The 21865-nt window shown below is 55.9% G+C and carries 20 protein-coding genes and 1 other RNA gene; 6 read left to right on the forward strand and 15 right to left on the reverse strand.

Translation table 11 applies throughout. The features are described 5' to 3' along the window. Nucleotides 1–46 precede the first annotated feature (46 nt). From gcvH to ACMGG5_RS01905, 6 genes are all read right to left on the reverse strand, one after another. Nucleotides 47–436 carry a glycine cleavage system protein GcvH gene (gene gcvH / locus ACMGG5_RS01880; RefSeq protein WP_008499718.1) on the reverse strand — a complete coding sequence of 130 codons (390 nt, stop codon included), beginning with the start codon at nucleotides 434–436 and terminating at the stop codon, nucleotides 47–49. Nucleotides 437–459: 23 nt separating this feature from the next. After that, nucleotides 460–1554, reverse strand: coding sequence for a glycine cleavage system aminomethyltransferase GcvT (gcvT, locus tag ACMGG5_RS01885; protein ID WP_048991676.1), 1095 nt, complete (start codon nucleotides 1552–1554; stop codon nucleotides 460–462). Between the two features lie 397 nt (nucleotides 1555–1951). Then, nucleotides 1952–3154, reverse strand: a complete 1203-nt coding sequence (gene ubiI / locus ACMGG5_RS01890) for an FAD-dependent 2-octaprenylphenol hydroxylase (protein WP_024906574.1) — start codon at nucleotides 3152–3154, stop codon at nucleotides 1952–1954. Between the two features lie 12 nt (nucleotides 3155–3166). Then, the gene (gene ubiH / locus ACMGG5_RS01895) at nucleotides 3167–4345 is read right to left on the reverse strand and encodes a 2-octaprenyl-6-methoxyphenyl hydroxylase (RefSeq protein WP_420277420.1); all 1179 of its coding nucleotides are present in this window, start codon (nucleotides 4343–4345) and stop codon (nucleotides 3167–3169) included. Then, entirely contained in the window at nucleotides 4342–5655 is a 1314-nt protein-coding gene (gene pepP, locus ACMGG5_RS01900) for a Xaa-Pro aminopeptidase (RefSeq protein ID WP_152680654.1), read from the reverse strand. The genes ubiH and pepP overlap by 4 nt, the downstream gene beginning before the upstream one ends. 31 nt (nucleotides 5656–5686) lie before the next feature. Beyond that, the gene (locus ACMGG5_RS01905) at nucleotides 5687–6265 is read right to left on the reverse strand and encodes a YecA family protein (RefSeq protein ID WP_024906571.1); all 579 of its coding nucleotides are present in this window, start codon (nucleotides 6263–6265) and stop codon (nucleotides 5687–5689) included. A gap of 168 nt (nucleotides 6266–6433) precedes the next feature. On the opposite strand from ACMGG5_RS01905, the gene zapA reads away from it, so the two are divergent. The 3 genes from zapA to ACMGG5_RS01920 all read left to right on the forward strand — a co-directional run bounded on the left by zapA (nucleotide 6434) and on the right by ACMGG5_RS01920 (nucleotide 7609). Continuing rightward, a complete protein-coding gene (gene zapA, locus ACMGG5_RS01910) occupies nucleotides 6434–6763 on the forward strand; it encodes a cell division protein ZapA (protein ID WP_006811891.1) in 330 nt (109 codons plus the stop codon). Nucleotides 6764–6804: 41 nt separating this feature from the next. Next, nucleotides 6805–6988, forward strand: a non-coding RNA gene (ssrS, locus tag ACMGG5_RS01915) — 6S RNA. Nucleotides 6989–7012: 24 nt separating this feature from the next. Next, the gene (locus tag ACMGG5_RS01920) at nucleotides 7013–7609 is read left to right on the forward strand and encodes a 5-formyltetrahydrofolate cyclo-ligase (RefSeq protein ID WP_048991659.1); all 597 of its coding nucleotides are present in this window, start codon (nucleotides 7013–7015) and stop codon (nucleotides 7607–7609) included. A gap of 104 nt (nucleotides 7610–7713) precedes the next feature. Here ACMGG5_RS01920 and serA read toward each other — a convergent pair whose 3' ends face one another. Next, a complete protein-coding gene (gene serA / locus ACMGG5_RS01925) occupies nucleotides 7714–8946 on the reverse strand; it encodes a phosphoglycerate dehydrogenase (protein ID WP_048991660.1) in 1233 nt (410 codons plus the stop codon). A gap of 266 nt (nucleotides 8947–9212) precedes the next feature. Then, entirely contained in the window at nucleotides 9213–9872 is a 660-nt protein-coding gene (gene rpiA / locus ACMGG5_RS01930; protein ID WP_048991661.1) for a ribose-5-phosphate isomerase RpiA, read from the reverse strand. A 127-nt stretch (nucleotides 9873–9999) separates the two neighbouring features. Here rpiA and argP point away from each other — a divergent pair, with 127 nt between their 5' ends. After that, nucleotides 10000–10893: a DNA-binding transcriptional regulator ArgP gene (gene argP / locus ACMGG5_RS01935; protein ID WP_048991662.1), complete on the forward strand. Its 894-nt coding sequence runs from the start codon at nucleotides 10000–10002 to the stop codon at nucleotides 10891–10893. A gap of 42 nt (nucleotides 10894–10935) precedes the next feature. Here the strand turns inward: argP and ACMGG5_RS01940 are convergent, their stop codons facing one another. The 7 genes from ACMGG5_RS01940 to tkt form a co-directional block, all read right to left on the reverse strand. Next, nucleotides 10936–11667 (reverse strand): oxidative stress defense protein, encoded by a 732-nt coding sequence (locus ACMGG5_RS01940; protein ID WP_024906567.1) that lies wholly within the window; start codon nucleotides 11665–11667, stop codon nucleotides 10936–10938. Between the two features lie 91 nt (nucleotides 11668–11758). Then, nucleotides 11759–12394, reverse strand: a complete 636-nt coding sequence (argO, locus tag ACMGG5_RS01945) for an arginine exporter ArgO (RefSeq protein WP_148769685.1) — start codon at nucleotides 12392–12394, stop codon at nucleotides 11759–11761. Between the two features lie 145 nt (nucleotides 12395–12539). Then, nucleotides 12540–13394 (reverse strand): small-conductance mechanosensitive channel MscS, encoded by an 855-nt coding sequence (mscS, locus tag ACMGG5_RS01950; protein WP_024906566.1) that lies wholly within the window; start codon nucleotides 13392–13394, stop codon nucleotides 12540–12542. A gap of 186 nt (nucleotides 13395–13580) precedes the next feature. Continuing rightward, the gene (fbaA, locus tag ACMGG5_RS01955; RefSeq protein ID WP_008499731.1) at nucleotides 13581–14660 is read right to left on the reverse strand and encodes a class II fructose-bisphosphate aldolase; all 1080 of its coding nucleotides are present in this window, start codon (nucleotides 14658–14660) and stop codon (nucleotides 13581–13583) included. Between the two features lie 92 nt (nucleotides 14661–14752). Continuing rightward, nucleotides 14753–15916, reverse strand: a complete 1164-nt coding sequence (gene pgk / locus ACMGG5_RS01960) for a phosphoglycerate kinase (RefSeq protein ID WP_024906565.1) — start codon at nucleotides 15914–15916, stop codon at nucleotides 14753–14755. Between the two features lie 49 nt (nucleotides 15917–15965). Then, on the reverse strand, nucleotides 15966–16985 hold the full coding sequence (gene epd / locus ACMGG5_RS01965) for an erythrose-4-phosphate dehydrogenase (protein ID WP_023333324.1): 1020 nt from the start codon (nucleotides 16983–16985) through the stop codon (nucleotides 15966–15968). Nucleotides 16986–17326: 341 nt separating this feature from the next. Further along, nucleotides 17327–19318, reverse strand: a complete 1992-nt coding sequence (gene tkt / locus ACMGG5_RS01970) for a transketolase (protein ID WP_032650139.1) — start codon at nucleotides 19316–19318, stop codon at nucleotides 17327–17329. 272 nt (nucleotides 19319–19590) lie between these two features. Here tkt and ACMGG5_RS01975 point away from each other — a divergent pair, with 272 nt between their 5' ends. Together ACMGG5_RS01975 and ACMGG5_RS01980 are read left to right on the forward strand one after the other, a co-directional pair. After that, a complete protein-coding gene (locus ACMGG5_RS01975; RefSeq protein ID WP_021242066.1) occupies nucleotides 19591–20349 on the forward strand; it encodes a M48 family metallopeptidase in 759 nt (252 codons plus the stop codon). Between the two features lie 210 nt (nucleotides 20350–20559). Next, on the forward strand, nucleotides 20560–21828 hold the full coding sequence (locus tag ACMGG5_RS01980; protein ID WP_420277423.1) for an OprD family outer membrane porin: 1269 nt from the start codon (nucleotides 20560–20562) through the stop codon (nucleotides 21826–21828). Nucleotides 21829–21865: the final 37 nt, after the last annotated feature.

Here is a 21865-nt window from a genome sequence, read left to right on the forward strand (position 1 = left end):
ACGTTGATCTCCAGGCCGGATAAGCGCAGCGCCATCCGGCACAACGTTATTCGTCTTCCAGTAGTGCTTCGTATGCGGTCGCATCCAGCAGCGCGGCAACCTGGGATTCGTCGCTGGCTTTGATCTTGAAGATCCAGCCGCCTTCATAAGGCTCGCTGTTGACCAGTTCTGGCGAATCGCTCAGCGCGTCGTTGACGGCAACAATTTCACCGCTTACCGGCGCGTAGATATCGGATGCTGCTTTTACGGACTCCGCCACGGCGCAGTCGTCGCCCGCGCTCACGGTCGTGCCCACGTCAGGCAGGTCAACAAACACCATGTCGCCCAGCAGCTCTTGCGCGTGCTCGGTGATCCCTACGGTGTAAGTGCCGTCCGCCTCTTTGCGCAGCCACTCGTGTTCTTTGCTGTATTTCAGTTCTGCTGGCACATTGCTCATTGAAGTTCTCCTGATAAAAATGATTAGGCGACCGGCTTACCGGCGCGAACAAAAATCGGTTTGGTCACGTTGACCGGCATTTCGCGGTTGCGGATTTGCACCACCGCCGTTTCGCCAATCCCCGCCGGCACGCGTGCCAGTGCAATACTGTAGCCCAGCGTCGGTGAGAAGGTTCCGCTGGTGATCACGCCTTCGCGAGGATTGCCGTCAGCATCGGTAAAGCGCACCGGCAGTTCGCCGCGCAGCACGCCCTTCTCAGTCATCACCAGGCCCACCAGTTGTTCAGTGCCCTTCTCGCGCTGCATCTCCAACGCTTCACGGCCGATAAAGTCACGGTCAGCCGGTTCCCACGCGATGGTCCAGCCCATGTTGGCGGCCAGCGGAGAGACGCCTTCATCCATCTCCTGACCGTAGAGATTCATCCCCGCTTCCAGACGCAGCGTATCGCGCGCGCCCAAACCCGCAGGCTTCACGCCCGCTTCCACCAGCGCACGCCAGAAATCAGCGGCCTTCTCGTTTGGCATCGCAATTTCGTAGCCCGCTTCACCGGTGTAGCCGGTGGTGGCGATAAACAGATCGCCCGCCTGCACGCCGAAGAACGGCTTCATGCCAGCGGTGGCTTTACGCTGCTCGTCGTTAAACAGAGAGGCGGCTTTCGCCTGCGCGTTCGGCCCCTGCACGGCGATCAGCGACAGATCGTCACGGACGGTGATGTCGATGGCATAAGGTTCGGCGTGTTGGGTGATCCAGGAGAGGTCTTTTTCGCGGGTGGCGGAGTTTACAACGAGGCGGAAGAAATCTTCAGTGAAGTAATAGACGATAAGGTCATCAATCACGCCGCCCGAGGCATTCAGCATGCCGGTATAGAGCGCTTTACCCGGCGTCTTCAGTTTGGCGACGTCGTTTGCCAGCAGATAACGCAAAAACTCCCGGGTGCGGCTACCGCGCAGATCGACAATCGTCATGTGGGACACGTCGAACATACCGGCATCGGTGCGCACCGCGTGGTGCTCATCAATCTGCGAGCCGTAGTGCAGCGGCATCATCCAGCCATGGAAGTCCACCATGCGGGCGCCGCATAACACGTGTTGTTCGTACAAAGGAGTCTGTTGAGCCATCTTGTCCTCGTTGAAAAATTCACCGTGAAACCCGGTATCGGCACCGCGTTCGGGCACCGACGCAAACGTTCTCTTTTACCTGAACTTACCACCGAAACCGGCGGTTAACCATAAGGCAAAATGGGTCATCACATTAGCTTATGACCAAAAAACGCTAAAAAGCCTACAGAGTTATTCACTGGAAAAATGCGATTAACCCCGCACAAAATTAACAATGATCTAACAGGATTTAGCACATGGTGATATTTCGTGCGGAAAATCGGGCCGAATTTCCGTAACAAGAAAAACGCGACATTAGATTATCTAATGCGAAAAATGACGTGAAATTAGAATATTTCAAACGAGGGAATTTCCCCGGCGCGGAGGCCGGGAAAATAAAGTGTGACAGGGGTCTAAATTAACGTAGCCAGTCCGGCAGGTCGTTAAGACCCATCGCCTGACGGAGGAGTTGAGGTTTGACGCCAGGAAGGGTATCGGCCAGCTTGAGGCCGATATCGCGCAGCAGTTTTTTCGCCGGATTCGCCCCGGCAAACAGCTCGCGGAAGCCCTGCATGCCCGCCAGCATCATCGCCGCACTGTGCTTGCGGCTGCGCTCGTAGCGGCGCAGATAGAGATGCTGCCCGATGTCCTTCCCTTCGCGATGCAGGCGACGCAGCTCCTCGACCAGCTCCGCCGCGTCCATAAAGCCAAGGTTAACGCCCTGCCCGGCCAGCGGATGAATGGTATGCGCCGCATCCCCCACCAGCGCCAGACGGTGCGCGGCAAACTGACGCGCGTAGCGGCCGGTTAACGGGAACACCTGACGCTCGCTTTCAAGCGTGCACAGGCCAAGGCGGTTATCAAAGGCCACGCACAGCGCCTGGTTAAAGGCGTCCGGCGTTGCCTCCTGCATCTGCTGGGCTTTCTCCGGCACCAGGGACCAGACAATCGAGCACAGGTGCGGATCGGCAAGCGGCAGGAACGCCAGTATGCCGTCGTTGTGGAAAATCTGGCGCGCCACGCCGCCGTGCGGCTCTTCGGTGCGGATCGTCGCCACCAGCGCGTGATGACGATAGTCCCAGAAGGTCAGCGGGATATCGGCTTTATTACGCAGCCAGGAGTTGGCACCGTCAGCACCGACCACCAGACGCGCGGTCAGCATATCGCCGCTCTGCAGGGTAATAAACGCCTCGTTTTCGCCCCACGCCACCTGCTGGATCTGCGCAGGCGCAATCAGGGTCACGTCGCTGCACTGCTGTGCTTTCTGCCACAGCGCGTGGTGGATCACCGCGTTTTCAACAATGTGACCCAGATGGCTATAGCCCATGCTTTCATCATCAAAAGCAATATGACCAAAGCTGTCTTTATCCCACACTTCCATGCCGTGATAGCAGCTGGCGCGCTGTGCCACAATATCTGACCAGACGCCAAGGTGCGTCAGCAATTTCTCGCTGGCGGCATTGATCGCCGAGACGCGGAGTTCCGGCGGCGCATCCGGGGCAACGGGCTGAGGCTGCTTTTGCTCCAGCACCGCCACGCGTAGGCCGCTGCCCTGTAAACCACAGGCCAATGCCAGTCCGACCATTCCGCCGCCAACGATGGCGACATCAACATTTTGCACGGTGATAACTCCTTAACGCGCGACCCAACCCAGGGTCCGCTGCGCCAGCACGTCACGTGCCGGAATGAATAGTTCCATCGCCATCAGCCCGAGGTTGCGGCCCGCAACCAGCGGTGCCCAGCGATTGGCAAAAAGATGGACCAGACCATCGGTCACACCGATGGTGGCCTCTTTATCCGCCTGGCGGCGCTTCTGGTAATGGCTAAGCACCGAATACGTCCCGCAGTCTTTTTGCTCACCCCACGCCTGCGAAAGGGTTTCCGCCAGGCTCATGACGTCGCGTAAACCAAGGTTGAACCCTTGCCCCGCGATGGGGTGCAGCGTCTGCGCGGCATTACCGACAAGCGCCAGACGATGGGAGATGGACTGAGACGCCGTAGTCAACGAAAGCGGGTAGACCGCCCGCTGGCCGGCATGGGTGATACGCCCCAGCCGCCAGCCAAAGGCTTTTTGCAGCTCGGTACAAAAACGTCCGTCTGACCAGGCCTTCACCTCTTCAGCCTTATCCTGCGAATGACACCACACCAGGGAACAGCGCCCGTCCGACATCGGCAGCATCGCCAGCGGGCCATGCTGCGTAAAGCGCTCAAACGCCCTGCCGTCGTGGTCAGCTGCGGTAGCGACGTTCGCAATGACCGCCACCTGGCCGTAAGGCTGCTGGCGCCACTCCACGCCACACTGGGTGCCGAGCGATGAGCGCGAACCGTCCGCGGCGACCAGAAGCTGGCCTTCAAGGACGGTGCCGTTTTCCAGCGTCACGCTAACCGACGCCTCACTACGGCTCACGCTGGCCACGCGCGCCGGACAATGCAGCGTAACGCCCGGCGCGTCCTGAAGCAGGCGGAACAGACGCAATCCGACGTCATGCAGCTCAACAACCTGCCCAAGAGCATCAATACGATAATCCTGCGCGTCCAGGGTGACAAAGCCAGCATGGCCGCGATCGCTGACGTGAACGGTTTTAATTGCCGTGGCGCAGTCGGCAATGGCCTGCCAGATGCCAATGCGGGAAAGCTGCTGGCAGGTTCCCTGCGCGAGCGCAATGGCGCGGGCATCAAAACCGGGGTGGTTGGACGCCTCTGGCGCAACGGCTTCCACCAGGTGCACCGGAAGCTGGCCTTTCGTCAAATGTGAAATGGCCAGTGCCAGCGTAGCCCCGGTCATGCCGCCGCCAACGATAATCACGCTCATGCGCGTGCCGCTGCCATCAGCGCCTCAATATCGTCAGCGTTTTTCACGACGCTCGCGGTCAGGTTTTCGTTACCGGTTTCGGTAATCACGATGTCGTCTTCAATACGAATGCCAATCCCGCGGTACTCTTCAGGCACGTCGGCATCCGGCGCGATATACAGACCTGGCTCCACGGTTAACACCATGCCCGGCTCCAGCACGCGCGAACGGTCGGTGCCGTAAGCGCCAACGTCATGCACGTCCAGCCCCAGCCAGTGGCTCAGGCCGTGCATGAAATACGGTCGATGCGCATTTTCAGCAATCAGGGTGTCGACATCCCCTTTCAGGATCCCGAGCCTGACCAGACCGGTAATCATGATGCGCACCACTTCACCGGTCACTTCCTGCATGGAAGTTCCAGGGCGATACAGCCTGAGCGCCGTCTCAAGGGATTCGAGAACGATGTCGTAAATCGCGCGCTGTGCCGGTGAGAATTTACCGTTCACCGGGAAGGTACGTGTGATATCCCCCGCGTAGCCCTGAAATTCGCAGCCGGCGTCAATCAGCACCAGATCGCCGTCGCGCAAAGCGCTTTCGTTTTCGGTGTAGTGCAGAATGCAGCCGTTTTCCCCGCCGCCAACGATGGTGTTGTAGGAGGGATAGCGCGCGCCGTGGCGGTTAAATTCGTGGTGAATTTCGCCTTCCAGCTGGTATTCGAACATCCCGGGACGGCATTTCTCCATCGCGCGGGTGTGCGCCAGCGCGCTGATTTCGCCCGCACGGCGCATCAAATTCAGCTCTTCTTCAGACTTGAACAGGCGCATCTCATGCACCACCGGACGCCAGTCCGTCAGCGTGGCCGGTGCGGACAGGTTCTGGCGCGAGCCTTTGCGCAGCTTATCCAGCGCGGTGAAGACAATCTCATCAGCGTACGCATATTCGCCCTGCGCGTGATAGAGCACGTCGAGGCCGTTAAGCAGCTGATAGAGCTGCTGGTTGATTTCGCTAAACGCCAGCGCGCGGTCAACACCAAGCTTTTCCGGTGCGGCCTCTTGCCCTAAGCGGCGGCCAAACCAGATTTCGGCCGTCAGATCGCGCACGCGGTTGAAAATCACGCTGTGGTTGTGGGTGTCATTGCTCTTAATCAGCACCAGTACCGCTTCCGGCTCGTTAAAGCCGGTGAAGTACCAGAAGTCGCTGCTCTGGCGATAAGGATATTCGCTGTCGGCGCTGCGCGTCACTTCGGGCGCAGCAAAAATCAGCGCGGCGCTGCCCGGCTGCATTGTTGCCAGCAGCGCCTGACGGCGGCGCGAATACTCTTGACTTGAGATAACCATGACACCCTCCTGTGCGTTATTTTTCTTAATGTAAGGTTGGCTTGCGGACTTCCGGCGCGGTCGGCTGTGAGCGCGTGAAGTTGTCGTGGCACAGCAGTGCCGCCACGCGCACGTACTCGATGATCTCTTCAAGCGACATTTCCAGCTCTTCCTGGTCTTCGTCTTCATCGTAGCCAAGCTGGGCGATGTTACGCAGGTCGTCGATCGCTTCACCCGCTTCGCCGGTGACTTTATCCAGTTTAGGCTGCGTCACGCCCAGCCCCAGCAGATAGTGGTTTACCCAGCCGGCCAGCGCATCGGCGCGATCGAACACGCTGACGTCGTCGCCTTCAGGCAGATAAAGCTGAAAAAGGAAGCCATCGTCTTCCAGCGAATCACTGATGGCGGCATGCATTTTACGCAGCGCTTCCGCCAGCTCGTGACCAAACGCCAGCCCTTCATTCGTGAGGTCGTGGATCAGCGGCTGCCATGAGCTGTCGCTGTTTCCGCCGCACAGCATGCCACTGATCAGACCGTGCATTTCGGCAGGGGTTAAACCGACTCCCTGCTGGTTCAGTAACTGGTTTAAATCCTTGTAACCAGGCATTTCGTTCTGTATAGACATGAGCATTCGTCGTCAAAGGGGGGAAGTTTCATGATATGCTACCACTTTGGACCCTGGTGATACCAGAAAAGGGCTTGTATCTTCACATCAGGGTAGCTATAGTGTCGCCCCTTCGCAGCCCCCGGGGCAGTAAGCGAAGGCAGCGCAGTCAATCAGCAGGAAGGTGGCATGTCTGCACAACCCGTCGATCTCCAGATTTTTGGCCGTTCACTGCGAGTGAATTGTCCGCCTGAACAAAGGGATGCTTTGAATCAGGCAGCGGACGATTTGAATCAGCGGTTGCAAGATCTAAAAGAACGCACTAGAGTCACAAATACTGAGCAGCTGGTTTTCATCGCCGCGTTGAACATCAGCTATGAACTGACTCAGGAAAAAGCGAAGACCCGCGACTACGCGGCAAGCATGGAGCAGCGCATTAAAATGCTCCAGCAGACCATAGAACAGGCATTGCTTGATCAAGGTCGCAATCCCGAAAGACCGGGACCCAAGTTTGAATAACACTTCTCAGTTGACTATGGTAGAGTAACTGTGAAGACAAAATTTCTCTGAGATGTTCGCAAGCGGGCCAGTCCCCTGAGCCGATATTTCATACCACAAGAATGTGGCGCTCCATGGTTGGTGAGCATGCTCGGTCCGTCCGAGAAGCCTTAAAACTATGACGACACATTCACCTTGAACCAAGGGTTCAAGGGTTACAGCCTGCGGCGGCATCTCGGAGATTCCCTCTCTTTTCTTCTACCGACTACCATGACTCAATTCCCTGAAGTTTCGGCTTCACGCCAGGACATCCGTCAGCTCATTCGTCAGCGCCGCCGTGCGTTAACCGCCGATCAGCAAGCGCATTTTGCCCAGCAGGCCGCCGCCCGTATGATGGCATATCCCCCTGTCGTGATGGCGCATACCGTTGCGCTGTTTCTGTCATTTGATGGAGAGCTGGACACCCAACCGCTGATAGAGCAGCTCTGGCGCGCCGGGAAGAAAGTCTACCTGCCGGTGCTGCACCCGTTTAGCGACGGTAATCTGCTGTTTCTGCACTACCACCCGCACAGCGAGCTGGTGGTGAATCGCCTGAAAATCACCGAGCCGAAACTCGACGTGCGCGACGTGCTCCCGCTGTCGCAGCTGGATGTACTGATTACGCCGCTGGTCGCGTTTGATGAACAGGGCCAGCGTTTAGGGATGGGCGGCGGTTTTTATGACAGGACGCTGCAAAACTGGCAGCAGTACGGGGTGCAGCCGGTGGGTTACGCGCATGATTGTCAGGGCGTGGAGGCGTTGCCGGTGGAGAAGTGGGATGTGCCGTTGCCGGCGGTAGTGACGCCATCGAAGTTGTGGGAGTGGTGAAACAGGCAGCCTGATGCCCTCACCCCAGCCCTCTCCCACAGAGAGAGGGTGAAAACATGAAAAACGGTAACTATCGTTACCGTTTTGCATTTACCTCGCACCCATCAGTACAGCAGACGCGCGCGAATCGTCCCCGCTATAGACTTCATGCTCAGCAACGCTTTCTCGGCAACATCGTCATCCGCTTCGATATCAATGACCACGTAACCCATCTGCGAATTCGTTTGCAGATACTGCGCGGCAATGTTGACGCCCTGCTCGGCAAAGATCTGGTTGATCGCGGTCAGCACGCCCGGACGGTTTTCGTGGATGTGCAGCAGACGACGACCACCGTGCAGCGGCAGAGACACTTCCGGGAAGTTCACGGCAGAGAGCGTAGAACCATTGTCGGAGTATTTGCTCAGCTTACCCGCCACTTCCAGACCGATATTCTCCTGCGCTTCCTGGGTCGAACCGCCGATGTGTGGCGTCAGGATCACGTTGTCGAACTCGCACAGCGGAGAGGTAAACGGATCGCTGTTGGTGGCTGGCTCGGTCGGGAACACGTCGATGGCCGCGCCCGCCAGATGCTTACGCTTCAGCGCATCCGCCAGTGCCGGGATATCGACAACCGTGCCGCGCGCGGCGTTGATCAGCAATGAGCCTGGCTTCATCAGCGCCAGCTCTTCCGCACCCATCATGTTTTTGGTGGACGCATTTTCCGGCACGTGCAGGCTCACCACGTCGCTCATGTTCAGCAGGTCAGAGAGGTGTTGAACCTGGGTGGCGTTACCCAGCGGCAGCTTGCTTTCGATATCGTAGAAAAACACGTGCATACCCAGGGATTCCGCCAGAATACCGAGCTGCGTACCGATGTGGCCGTAGCCGATGATCCCCAGCTTTTTACCACGCGCTTCATAGGAGCCAGACGCCAGCTTGTTCCACACGCCGCGGTGCGCCTTGGCGTTCGCTTCAGGAATGCCGCGCAGCAGCAGCAGCAGTTCGCCAATCACCAGCTCCGCCACGGAACGGGTATTGGAGAACGGGGCGTTGAAGACGGGAATACCGCGTTTGGCAGCAGCATTCAGGTCAACCTGGTTGGTACCGATGCAGAAGCAGCCGATAGCCACCAGCTTTTCCGCCGCAGCAATAACGTCTTCAGTCAGGTGAGTACGGGATCGCAGGCCAATGAAGTGGGCATCACGGATGGACGCTTTCAGCTCTTCGGTATCGAGCGCCCCTTTGTGAAATTCGATGTTGGTGTAACCTGCCGCACGAAGGCTATCGATTGCTTTTTGATGCACGCCCTCGACCAGCAGGAATTTAATCTTGTCTTTCTCCAGTGATACCTTTGCCATTTACCCGACCCTGTTTTTGTCTGAACTGATGTTGTGCTGGATATGAATCCGCTGTAGCCAACATATCAAAAAAAACTATTGCAGCAATATGAACGTTTGCGTCGGCACTCTGAAGAAAAGTCATACAGAGCAAAATGTCAGAGGAAAATGCTATGGAAATTTACAAACGCGGCAGGATCGGCAAAAGAGGCTCAAAAACGTGACACAAGTCACCGAATTTAGCTTTTCAAAAATTTTTTAGCGGGGGGAGGACTCCCCCCGTCAGATCATTTTACGATGGTTTTCACGCCGTCAGCGGTGCCGATCAGTGCCACATCCGCGCCACGGTTGGCGAATAGCCCTACGGTCACTACGCCTGGGATAGCGTTGATGGCATTTTCCAGCGCAATCGCGTCGAGAATTTCCAGACCGTGAACGTCGAGGATCACGTTACCGTTGTCGGTGACTACGCCCTGACGATATTCCGGACGACCGCCCATCTTCACCAGCTGACGGGCAACCGCGCTGCGCGCCATCGGGATCACTTCGACCGGCAGCGGGAAATTGCCCAGAATGTCGACCTGCTTGGAGGCGTCTGCGATGCAGATAAACTTGTCCGCAACGGAGGCGATGATTTTTTCGCGCGTCAGCGCCGCGCCGCCGCCTTTGATCATCTGCATGTGGCCGTTGATTTCATCCGCGCCATCAACGTAAATCCCCAGACGATCCACTTCGTTGAGATCGAAAACGGTAATGCCGAGGCTTTTCAGCTTTTCCGTGGAAGCATCAGAGCTGGAAACCGCGCCCTCGATCTGCCCCTTCATCGTGCCCAGCGCATCGATAAAGTGTGCCGCGGTTGATCCCGTACCGACACCGACAATGGTACCCGGCTGTACGTACTGGAGAGCGGCCCATCCTACTGCTTTTTTCAGTTCATCCTGCGTCATGATCGTTTTGCCTGTGGTATGAAAACTCAGGGCGCATTATAGAACACGTCGAATGGAATTCGTCTGCCACAAAGGGAAAATTGTGTCATAGTGCAGAATAAGCAAAATTAAGGAGCCAGCCAGAGCAATGAAACGTCCGGACTACAGAACACTACAGGCACTTGATGCAGTTATTCGTGAACGAGGTTTTGAGCGCGCGGCGCAAAAGCTTTGCATCACGCAGTCCGCCGTATCACAGCGTATCAAACAGCTTGAAAACATGTTCGGTCAGCCGCTGCTGGTGCGTACCGTGCCGCCACGGCCAACCGAGCAGGGACAAAAGCTCCTCGCCCTGCTGCGCCAGGTTGAACTGCTGGAAGACGAGTGGCTGGGTGACGAACAAACGGGCTCTACGCCGCTGCTGCTCTCTCTGGCGGTCAACGCCGACAGTCTGGCGACCTGGCTGCTGCCGGCCCTGGCGCCGGTATTAGCTGACTCCCCTATCCGCCTGAATTTGCAGGTTGAAGATGAAACCCGTACCCAGGAGCGCCTGCGTCGCGGTGAAGTGGTTGGGGCGGTTAGTATCCAGCCTCAGGCGTTGCCAAGCTGCCTTGTCGATCAGTTGGGCGCCCTGGACTACCTGTTCGTGGGTTCAAAATCCTTTGCCGAGCGCTACTTCCCCAACGGGGTGACCCGTGCGGCGCTGCTGAAAGCCCCTGCCGTGGCGTTCGACCATCTGGACGATATGCATCAGGCGTTCCTGCAGCAAAACTTCGATCTGCCGCCGGGCAGCGTGCCTTGCCATATCGTTAACTCATCTGAAGCCTTCGTGCAGCTTGCGCGTCAGGGCACCACCTGCTGCATGATCCCGCATCTGCAGATTGAGAAAGAATTGAAAAGCGGTGAGCTGATTGACTTAACGCCGGGGCTGTATCAGCGTCGGATGCTCTACTGGCACCGTTTTGCGCCGGAAAGCCGGATGATGCGCAACGTCACTGACGCGCTGCTGGCGTACGGGCACAAGGTGTTGAGACAGGATTAAAAAATAAGCCGGGTGGCGGCTTCGCCTTACCCGGCCTACAGATTACTGAGCCGGTTTCGGCTGTGCTGCAACGGGTTCCAGCTGGAAGACCACATCCACCTGATCGTCGAACTGAATGGTTGGCTGCTCGTAAGTTTCCTGAGCGGACACCGGGGCTGCATCAGCCTTCATCATCCGTACCATCGGGCTTGGCTGGTAGTTAGAGACGTGGTAACGCACGCTGTAAACCGGGCCGAGCTTGCTCTTAAAGCCAGAAGCCAACTGTTCCGCCTGGTGAATGGCATCATCAATCGCCGCTTTACGCGCTTCGTCTTTGTATTTCTCCGGTTGCGCAACGCCCAGCGACACGGAACGAATTTCGTTCAGACCCGCCTTCAGCGCACCATCCAGCAGCGAGTTAAGCTTATCCAGCTGACGCACGGTCACTTCAACGGTACGCACGGCGCGGTAGCCTTTCAGGATGCTTTTACCATTCTGGTAGTCGTAATCGGGTTGAGTACGCAGGTTCGCAGAGTTGATATCTTTTTTACCGACGCCGTTCTGCTCGAGGAAAGAAAGGTATTGCGCAACACGATCGTCAGCCTGCTTCTTGGCAGATGCCGCATCTTTCGCAGCCACATTGACTTCAATTGCCAGGGTTGCAACATCGGGTACCGCGTCCACGCTTGCGGTGCCAGAAGTGACGATGTGCGGGCCATCCGGCAGTTCACTTGCCTGCGCCGACACCGCACCAAAACTTACTAATGCCGCCAGGGCCATCACCTTAAACTTCACTGTTATTCCTCCATGTTGCGAAGAGTGCCCATTAACAGGGCGCATGCCAGCAAGCTTAGCGGGTCTTGTTCAGTTGTCCATAAGACAAGGATTAGTTGAACAATTCCTGAACGTGGTGAATTCCCTCTTTTGCCAGCTGAAAAGCAATAAACCACATCACCAGCCCCACCAGGATATTAATGATGCGCTGGGCTTTGGCCGTACGCAGACGAGGTGCCAGCCATGCCGCCAGAATGGCGAGACCGAAGAACCAGAGGAACGAGGCGCTGACCGTACCGAGAGCAAACCAGCGTTTCGGCTCTACGTCCAGTTGACCGCCCAGGCTGCCCAGCACCACAAAGGTGTCCAGATAAACATGCGGATTAAGCCAGGTGACCGCCAGCATGGTGACGATAATCTTCCAGCGGCCCTGCTTCATGACCTCCGCGCTCGCCAGCTCGAGGTTGCTGCTCATCGCCGTTTTCAGGGCACCAAAACCATACCATAGCAGAAACGCCACGCCGCCCCAGGTGACCAGCGCCAGCAGCCAGGGAGACTGCATCAGCAATGCACTGCCGCCAAAAATCCCGGCACAGATCAGCAGTAAATCGCTTACCGCGCACAGCAGGGCAATCATCAGATGATACTGGCGGCGGATGCCCTGGTTCATCACGAACGCATTTTGCGGGCCGAGCGGAAGGATCATGGCCGCGCCTAATGCAAGCCCTTGAAAATAATAAGATAGCATGACGATTTTCTCGCAGAGTTGTTCTGGAAGCCGACTATACTGCGCAAATCACATTAGAGGAAATGGATAATTTTAATTGGGGATTAGCGGGGCTTATAAAAATAAAGCCCGGTGGCGCTAGCGCTTACCGGGCCTACGGGTGACGTTATTCTGCTTCTTTAACTTTTTTGACGTTTACGTCCATCTGCGGGTACGGGAAGCTGATGCCGTTGGCGTCGAAGTCGCGCTTAATGCGTTCCAGCACGTCCCAGTACACGTTTTGCAGATCGCTGCTCTTGCTCCAGATGCGCACCACGAAGTTAATGGAGGACGCGCCCAGTTCGTTCAGGCGAACCGTCTGCTCTTTGTCTTTCAGAATGCGATCGTCTGAAGCAATGATGTTGCTAATCAGCGACTTCACCTGATCGATATCGGAATCGTACGCCACGCTGATAATCAGCTCATTACGACGCACCGGCTCACGGGAGAAGTTAATGATGTTGCCCGCGATGATTTTCCCGTTAGGTACGACCACGATGCGACCATCGACGGTACGCATGGTCGTTGAGAAAATCTGCACCTGCAGCACGGTCCCGGCAATGCCGCCAAGATCAACGTATTCGCCGGAACGGAACGGACGGAAGGTCACCAGCAGAACGCCTGCCGCCAGGTTTGAAAGTGAGCCCTGCAGCGCCAGACCAATGGCCAGACCGGCGGCACCGAGAACGGCAATAACGGAGGCGGTCTGCACGCCCACGCGGCCCAGCGCCGCAATCAGCGTAAAGGCGATAATGCCGTAGCGCACCAGTGCGGAGAGAAAGTCAGCCACCGTGGCGTCAATGTGACGGGCCAGCATTACGCGGTTAACCGCGTTAGATACGATACGCGCCACGATCATCCCGACGATGATGATGGCAATCGCCGCGACGATGTTCACGGCATAGCTCAGCAGCAGCGCCTGGTTACGCACCAGCCAGTTACCGGCGTTATTGATGCTGTCTACAACATCGAGTTGTTCCATTTATTCTTCCTTTTGTTAAACCAAAACACAAAATCCATCCCCCATGGAGACAGGCAGGTCCGTAAAGGGTAAACAAAAAGCGCAAGTATTGCCAAACAGATCACAAAAACCGGTCCGGCAGGGTATTGAAAAAGCATAAAAAAAGGCCCGCATTTGCGGGCCTTCTGATGCTGTTAGCAGCTCAAATTACAGAACGTCGATCGCGTTCAGTTCTTTGAAAGCCTGCTCCAGACGGGTCACCATGGACGTCTGGGCAGCGCGCAGCCATACGCGTGGATCGTAGTATTTCTTGTTCGGCTGGTCTTCGCCTTTCGGGTTGCCCAGCTGGCCCTGCAGGTAAGCTTCGTTCGCTTTGTAGTACTGCAGAATACCGTCCCAGGTTGCCCACTGGGTGTCGGTATCGATGTTCATTTTCACTACGCCGTAGCTTACGGAGTCTTTGATTTCCTGAGCAGAAGAACCGGAACCGCCGTGGAAGACGAAGTTCAGGCTGTTGTGCGGCAGGTTGTGTTTCTTGGAAACGTATTCCTGAGAATCACGCAGGATGGTTGGGGTCAGAACCACGTTGCCTGGTTTGTAAACGCCGTGTACGTTACCGAAGGACGCTGCAATGGTGAAGCGTGGGCTGATTTTGCTCAGCTCGGTGTAAGCGTAATCAACGTCTTCTGGCTGGGTGTACAGTGCAGAAGCGTCCATGTGGCTGTTGTCCACGCCGTCTTCTTCACCACCGGTGCAACCCAGTTCGATTTCCAGGGTCATGTCCATTTTGGCCATGCGCGCCAGGTACTTAGAGCAGATTTCGATGTTTTCGTGCAGTGACTCTTCAGACAGGTCGATCATGTGAGAAGAGAACAGTGGCTTACCGGTTGCCGCGAAGTGTTTTTCACCCGCGTCCAGCAGACCGTCGATCCACGGCAGCAGTTTCTTCGCGCAGTGGTCAGTGTGCAGGATAACTGGAACACCGTAGTGTTCAGCCATCTGGTGTACGTGGTGCGCACCAGAGATAGCGCCCAGGATTGCAGCACCCTGAGGAATATCAGTTTTCACGCCTTTACCTGCGATGAACGCAGCGCCGCCGTTAGAGAACTGAACGATAACCGGTGCTTTAACTTTAGCAGCAGTTTCCAGTACGGCGTTGATGGAGTCGGTACCCACGCAGTTAACTGCTGGCAGAGCGAAGTTGTTTTCTTTAGCTACCTGGAACACTTTCTGTACGTCATCACCAGTGATAACGCCAGGTTTTACGAAATCAAAAATTTTAGACATGTTGCTTAGTCCTGTATCTTCGGCCGTTAGAAAAGGTGCGAGCTCTTAAAAGCGCGCTGAAAATTGGGCAGGTTTCCCTGCCCTTGAATGGCTTACTTCTTAGCGCGCTCTTCGAGCATTGCTACTGCTGGCAGTACTTTGCCTTCCACGAATTCGAGGAATGCGCCGCCACCAGTGGAGATGTAGGAGATCTTGTCAGCGATACCGAACAGGTCGATTGCTGCCAGGGTGTCACCACCGCCTGCGATAGAGAACGCTTCGCTGTCTGCGATAGCGTTAGCAACGATTTCAGTCCCTTTGCGGAAGTTCGGGAATTCGAACACGCCTACCGGACCGTTCCACAGGATAGTTTTTGCGTTTTTGAGGATTTCAGCCAGTTTCTGTGCAGAAACGTCGCCCAGGTCCAGAATCTGCTCTTCATCTTTGATGTCGTTTACAGACTTCAGAGTCGCGGTTGCGGTTTCGGAGAACTCGGTCGCGACGCGAACGTCAGTTGGAACCGGGATATCGCAGGTGCTCAGCAGGCGTTTGGCTTCGTCAACCAGGTCTGCTTCGTACAGGGATTTACCCACGTTGTGGCCCTGAGCGGCAACGAAGGTGTTCGCGATACCACCGCCAACGATCAGCTGGTCAGCGATTTTAGACAGGGAATCCAGAACGGTCAGTTTGGTAGAAACTTTAGAACCACCAACGATAGCCACCATTGGACGAGCAGGTTCTTTCAGTGCTTTACCCAGCGCTTCCAGTTCGTCAGCCAGCAGAGGACCGGCACACGCTACGTCTGCGAATTTACCGATACCGTGGGTTGACGCCTGCGCGCGGTGAGCCGTACCGAAGGCATCCATTACGAATACGTCGCACAGTGCAGCGTATTTTTTGGACAGGGTTTCGTCGTCTTTCTTTTCGCCTTTATTGAAGCGGACGTTTTCCAGAACAACCAGTTCACCGGCTGCAACGTCAACACCGTCCAGGTAATCTTTCACCAGGCGAACCGGGTTGGACAGTTTGTCTTTCAGGTAATTAACCACTGGCAGCAGAGAGAACTCTTCGTTGTACTCGCCTTCAGTTGGACGACCCAGGTGGGAGGTGACCATCACTTTCGCGCCCTGCTTCAGAGCCAGTTCGATGGTTGGCAGAGATGCACGGATACGCGCGTCGCTGGTCACTTTGCCATCTTTAACCGGTACGTTCAGATCGGCACGGATGAAAACGCGTTTACCAGCCAGATCCAGATCGGTCATCTTAATTACAGACATGGTGAATCCTCTCGTTGATTCTTAAAGTTTTGCAGACGCACAATGCGTCTTACCTGAAACCTTGAGCGGCCATTGCTAACGTGGTGTCGAGCATTCGGTTAGCAAAGCCCCATTCGTTATCACACCAGACCAGCGTCTTGATAAGGTGTGCACCACTAACCCTCGTTTGCGTGCCATCAACGATGGCGCTGTGCGGGTCGTGGTTAAAATCTACTGAGACCAACGGTAATTCCGTATAGTCAACTATACCATGAAATGCCCCCTGTGCCGCTTTTTGCAGCAACAGGTTGACTTCACAGGCTTTTACCGGTTTTTTCACCGTCACGCTGAGGTCGATCGCGGTGACGTTGATCGTTGGAACACGCACGGCAATCGCTTCAAACCGGTCATTAAACTGCGGAAAAATTCGGGTGATCCCTGCCGCCAGTTTCGTATCCACCGGAATGATTGACTGGCTCGCCGCGCGAGTGCGTCGTAAATCCGGATGGTAGGCGTCGATAACCTGCTGATCGTGCATGGCGGAGTGAATCGTGGTCACGGTGCCGGATTCAATGCCATACGCATCGTCTAACAGTTTGATGACCGGAATAATGCAGTTGGTGGTACAGGAGGCGTTGGAAACAATGCGGTGTTCGGCCTGCAGCTCATGCTGGTTGACGCCAAACACGACGGTCGCGTCGAGGTCGTTACTGCCGGGATGAGAAAACAGGACTTTTTTCGCGCCGGCAGCCAGATGCGCTTCGCCATGTTCGCGGTTGCCGTAGACACCGGTACAGTCAAGCACCACATCCACACCCAGTTCACGCCAGGGTAGCCCGGAGATGCTGTTCTCATGCAGCACACGAATAGCGTCGTCACCCACAAAGAGCTGATCTCTTTCCTGGCGCACATCCCAGGCAAATCGTCCGTGGCTGGTGTCGTATTTCAACAAATGCGCCATGCCCGTAGCATCCGCCAGTTCATTGATTGCCACCACGGTTATTTCCGCCCGACGTCCGGATTCATACAAAGCACGAACCACATTACGTCCGATGCGACCGAAGCCATTAATCGCTACGCGTACGGTCATAGATCTCCTGCAAAGCAATCCCTGAGTTTGAGGTGGCTGAAAGAGTAATCCAGCTACGCCCGAAGGGGAATCCTTGCTGTCACAAACTGCGATTGATTGGTCAATTGTCGAACATTTAATCGACTGAAACGCTTCAGCAAGAATAAGCGAATCGGGGAATAAAAGGAATGTCTGTCCAGATGAATAAGCGAGCTATATGACTTGCGTCACATTTTAGGTGGAATAATTTACGGCGAGGTAAAAGCAAAACGGTAACCGAGAGGTTACCGTTTTTAGTGTTTGCACCCTCTCCCGGTGGGAGAGGGCTGGGGTGAGGGCATCAGCCCGCACCGTACAAACGATTACAGCAGTTCTTTCGCTTTCGCGACAACGTTCTCAACGGTGAAGCCGAATTCTTCGAACAGCTGCTCTGCCGGAGCAGACTCACCGAAGGTGGTCATACCGACGATAGCGCCGTTCAGGCCCACGTATTTGAACCAGTAGTCAGCGATACCCGCTTCCACTGCCACGCGAGCGGAAACCGCTTTAGGCAGCACGGATTCACGGTAAGCGGCATCCTGCTTGTCGAACGCGTCGGTAGACGGCATGGAGACCACGCGCGCCTTCACGCCTTCGGCAGTCAGTTTTTCCCACGCTGCCACAGCCAGTTCAACTTCAGAACCGGTGGCAATGAAGATCAGCTCTGGCTGGCCCGCGCTATCTTTCAGCACGTAACCACCGCGAGCGATGTTCGCCAGCTGCTCAGGGGTACGCTCCTGCTGCGCCAGGTTCTGACGGGAGAGGATCAGCGCGGTTGGACCGTCCTGACGCTCAACGCCGTATTTCCACGCTACCGCGGATTCAACCTGGTCACACGGACGCCATGTGCTCATGTTTGGGGTCACGCGCAGGGAAGCCACCTGCTCTACCGGCTGGTGAGTTGGACCGTCTTCGCCCAGACCGATGGAGTCGTGAGTGTAGACCATCACCTGACGCTGTTTCATCAGCGCGGCCATACGCACGGCGTTACGTGCATATTCAACGAACATCAGGAAGGTAGAGGTGTACGGCAGGAAACCACCGTGCAGGGAGATACCGTTGGCAATCGCAGTCATACCGAATTCACGTACACCGTAATGGATGTAGTTACCGGCAGTGTCTTCGTTGATTGGCTTAGAACCGGACCACAGGGTCAGGTTAGATGGCGCCAGGTCAGCGGAGCCGCCGAGGAATTCAGGCAGCAGAGGACCAAACGCTTCAATCGCATTCTGAGACGCTTTACGGCTCGCGATTTTAGACGGGTTCGCCTGCAGCTTAGCGATGAACTCGTTCGCTTTCGCGTCGAAGTCAGACGGCATGTCGCCTTTCATACGACGGGTGAATTCAGCCGCTTCCTGCGGGAACGCTTTCGCGTAAGCAGCGAACTTCTCGTTCCAGGCCGCTTCTTTCGCCTGGCCCACTTCTTTTGCATCCCACTGAGCGTAGATCTCAGATGGGATTTCGAATGCAGGGTGTTTCCAGCCCAGCGCTTCGCGGGTAAGTGCGATTTCCGCGTCGCCCAGCGGCGCGCCGTGGGAGTCGTGCGTACCCGCTTTGTTCGGCGAACCGAAGCCGATGATGGTTTTGCACATCAGCAGGGACGGCTTGTCCGTCACCGCGCGCGCTTCTTCTACTGCACGTTTAATCGAGTCAGCATCGTGGCCATCAACACCACGCACAACGTGCCAGCCGTAGGCTTCGAAACGTTTAGCGGTGTCGTCGGTGAACCAGCCTTCAACGTGACCGTCGATGGAGATACCGTTGTCGTCATAGAACGCAACCAGTTTGCCCAGCTTCAGGGTACCTGCCAGGGAGCACACTTCGTGAGAAATGCCTTCCATCATGCAGCCGTCGCCCATGAACGCATAGGTGAAGTGGTCAACGATGTCGTGACCAGGACGGTTGAACTGCGCCGCCAGCGTCTTCTCAGCAATCGCCATACCCACAGCGTTAGCAATACCCTGACCCAGCGGACCGGTGGTGGTTTCTACGCCAGCGGTGTAGCCCACTTCCGGGTGACCTGGAGTTTTAGAGTGCAGCTGACGGAAGTTTTTCAGCTCTTCAATTGGCAGATCGTAGCCGGTGAGGTGCAGCAGGCTATAGATCAGCATAGAGCCGTGGCCGTTAGACAGTACGAAACGGTCGCGGTCAGCCCATGACGGGTTCTGTGGGTTGTGGTTCAGGAAATCGCGCCACAGGACTTCGGCGATATCAGCCATACCCATAGGGGCCCCTGGGTGGCCGGATTTGGCTTTCTGTACTGCGTCCATGCTCAGCGCACGAATAGCATTAGCAAGCTCTTTACGTGAGGACATTTTAACTCCAGATCGGACTGTTAAAGGCCATGCCCTTGACGACAGCGCGTTTTGGGCTACGCCGGAAAAAAGTGCCAACAATGTAACCCAAGCCGCAAGTCATGTACATGGAGCATTCTTTTGCTTGTTAAGAAATCTCTGGATCATGCTCGCATGTTGCGCAATCTACTCGCCCGGCTCTGTCGATATTCCTTATACTTAGCCCGACACCGGCTTCGCTGACGGTGCACTTTTCGGATTTTATTCAGATTAACGAGTACGGAAGCAACCTCATGAAAATGCGTGCAATAGTGCTGGCCCTGGGTACAACGCTCCTGCTGAGCGGCTGTCAGAATATGGATTCTAACGGTCTGATGACGTCAGGCGCAGAGGCCTTCCAGGCCTATTCCCTGAGCGATGCGCAGGTGAAAGCGCTGAGCGACCAGGCCTGTAAAGATATGGACGGAAAAGCCACGCTTGCGCCGGCTAACAGTACCTACACGCAGCGTCTGAATAAGATTGCTTCTGCGCTGGGCGACAACATCAACGGCCAGCCGGTGAACTACAAGGTGTACATGGCGAAAGACGTGAACGCCTTCGCGATGGCGAACGGCTGCATCCGCGTCTATAGCGGGCTGATGGACATGATGACCGACAACGAAGTGGAAGCGGTCATCGGCCATGAAATGGGCCACGTTGCCCTGGGCCACGTGAAGAAAGGGATGCAGGTTGCTTTAGGCACCAACGCCATCCGCGCTGCGGCGGCCTCAGCGGGCGGTATCGTTGGCAGCCTGTCGCAGTCGCAGCTTGGCGACGTGGGTGAAAAGCTGGTTAACTCCCAGTTCTCCCAGCGCCAGGAGTCCGAAGCGGATGATTACTCTTACGATCTGTTGCGCAAACGCGGCATTAATCCATCAGGTTTAGCCACCAGCTTTGAAAAACTGGCCAAACTGGAAGCGGGACGTCAAAGCTCCATGTTTGACGATCACCCTGCCTCAGAAGAGCGCGCACAGCATATTCGCGACCGTATGGCCGCAGACGGAATTAAATAATTTTACCGGGAGGCATATTTGCCTCCCTTTTATTTCGCATGAATTGTTAACTTAACAGCACGTATCGATAACACCCCTGAAAGCCCCGCCAAATCTACGTTATCATATTGAAATGTCTGGTCACATAATTATTGCAAAGGTCACTTTTTCCGGTAATTATCACTTCCGCAGTTATTCAAATTAATATATCCAGACAGAGACGTTCCCTCCGTGAAAAAAGAATTATCATTAATTGCTTTAAGTTTATTTGCCGCATTACCTGCCGCTGCAAGCCAGCAATCCGACAGTCAGGGTTTTATTGACGACAGCCATCTGGATCTGTTTTTACGCAATGCCTATATCAGCCGCGACTACCATCAGGGCCAGCAGGACAAAGCCGAATGGGGTCAGGGGATCATCGCCACGTTTGCATCCGGCTATACCGAAGGGCCTGTGGGCTTTGGTGTGGACGGTATTGCTCAATACGGCGTGCGCCTGGACGGCGGGCGGGGCAAAAGCGGCGCAGGCGGCATCGACTTCTTTAAACAGGAAGATGATGGCCGGGCAAAATCCGATCTGGCAAAGTTTGGCGCAACCGCCAAAATGCGCATATCGAACACCGTGCTAAGTTACGGGAATCAGCGTCCTGAGCTGCCTATCATCAATGCCGACAGCTCCCGCCTGCTGTTTGAAAGCTACACCGGCGCTATGTTGACCTCAAAAGAGATCGACGGTCTGGAAATCAACGCCGGTTACTTCACCGACGAGCAGCGTAAAAGCGATGACCGCCACGACAGCGGGCTGAAGAGCCTCTCCTTCGGCGGCGCAAGCTACCAGTTTAACGACCAGTTCAGCGGCGCGCTTTACGCTTCTCATAATGAAGAGGTGATGAACAAGCAGTATCTGGGCCTGAACTTCAAACAGCCGTTCAGCACCGGGCAGCAGCTGGTGCTCGACTTCAACGGCTATAACTCCCGTCTGGACCAGGGTTACGCTGACAGCCTCGACACGGGCCGCAGCAACACCATCTGGAGCCTGGCGGCGAGCTACATCTGGGATATTCACACGTTCAAAGTGGCCTACCAGCAGAGCAGCGGCAGCACCGGCTACAACTATGGCGGCTATCGCGACCAGGGCGGCGTGGGTGACGGCGGTAACACCATCTGGCTGGCGAACTCCTACTGGTCTGATTTTAACGGCGAAGATGAACGTTCCTGGCAGGCATCCTACGGTCTGGACTTTGGCGGCCTTGGTTTACCGGGCCTGAGCTGGACCACCGCCTACGTGCGCGGCGATAACATCAAAACCGCTGAAACCAGCAACGGTAAAGAGCACGAGTGGTTTAACCAGATCCAGTACCAGGTGCAGGATGGCCCGGCGAAGGATCTGAAACTGAAACTGCGCTACTCCGTGCTGCGCGTCTCAAGCAACGCCAGCGACTATAACGTGGGCGGGGACGAAATCCGCGCTTACGTGGAATACCCGTTTAACGTGTTCTAAAGGCAATAAAAAACCTCTCCAGGGAGAGGTTTTTTTC

Origin of the sequence: Enterobacter sp. BNK-34 (genome assembly GCF_048684445.1) — a bacterium.
Lineage (GTDB): Bacteria > Pseudomonadota > Gammaproteobacteria > Enterobacterales > Enterobacteriaceae > Enterobacter > Enterobacter pseudoroggenkampii.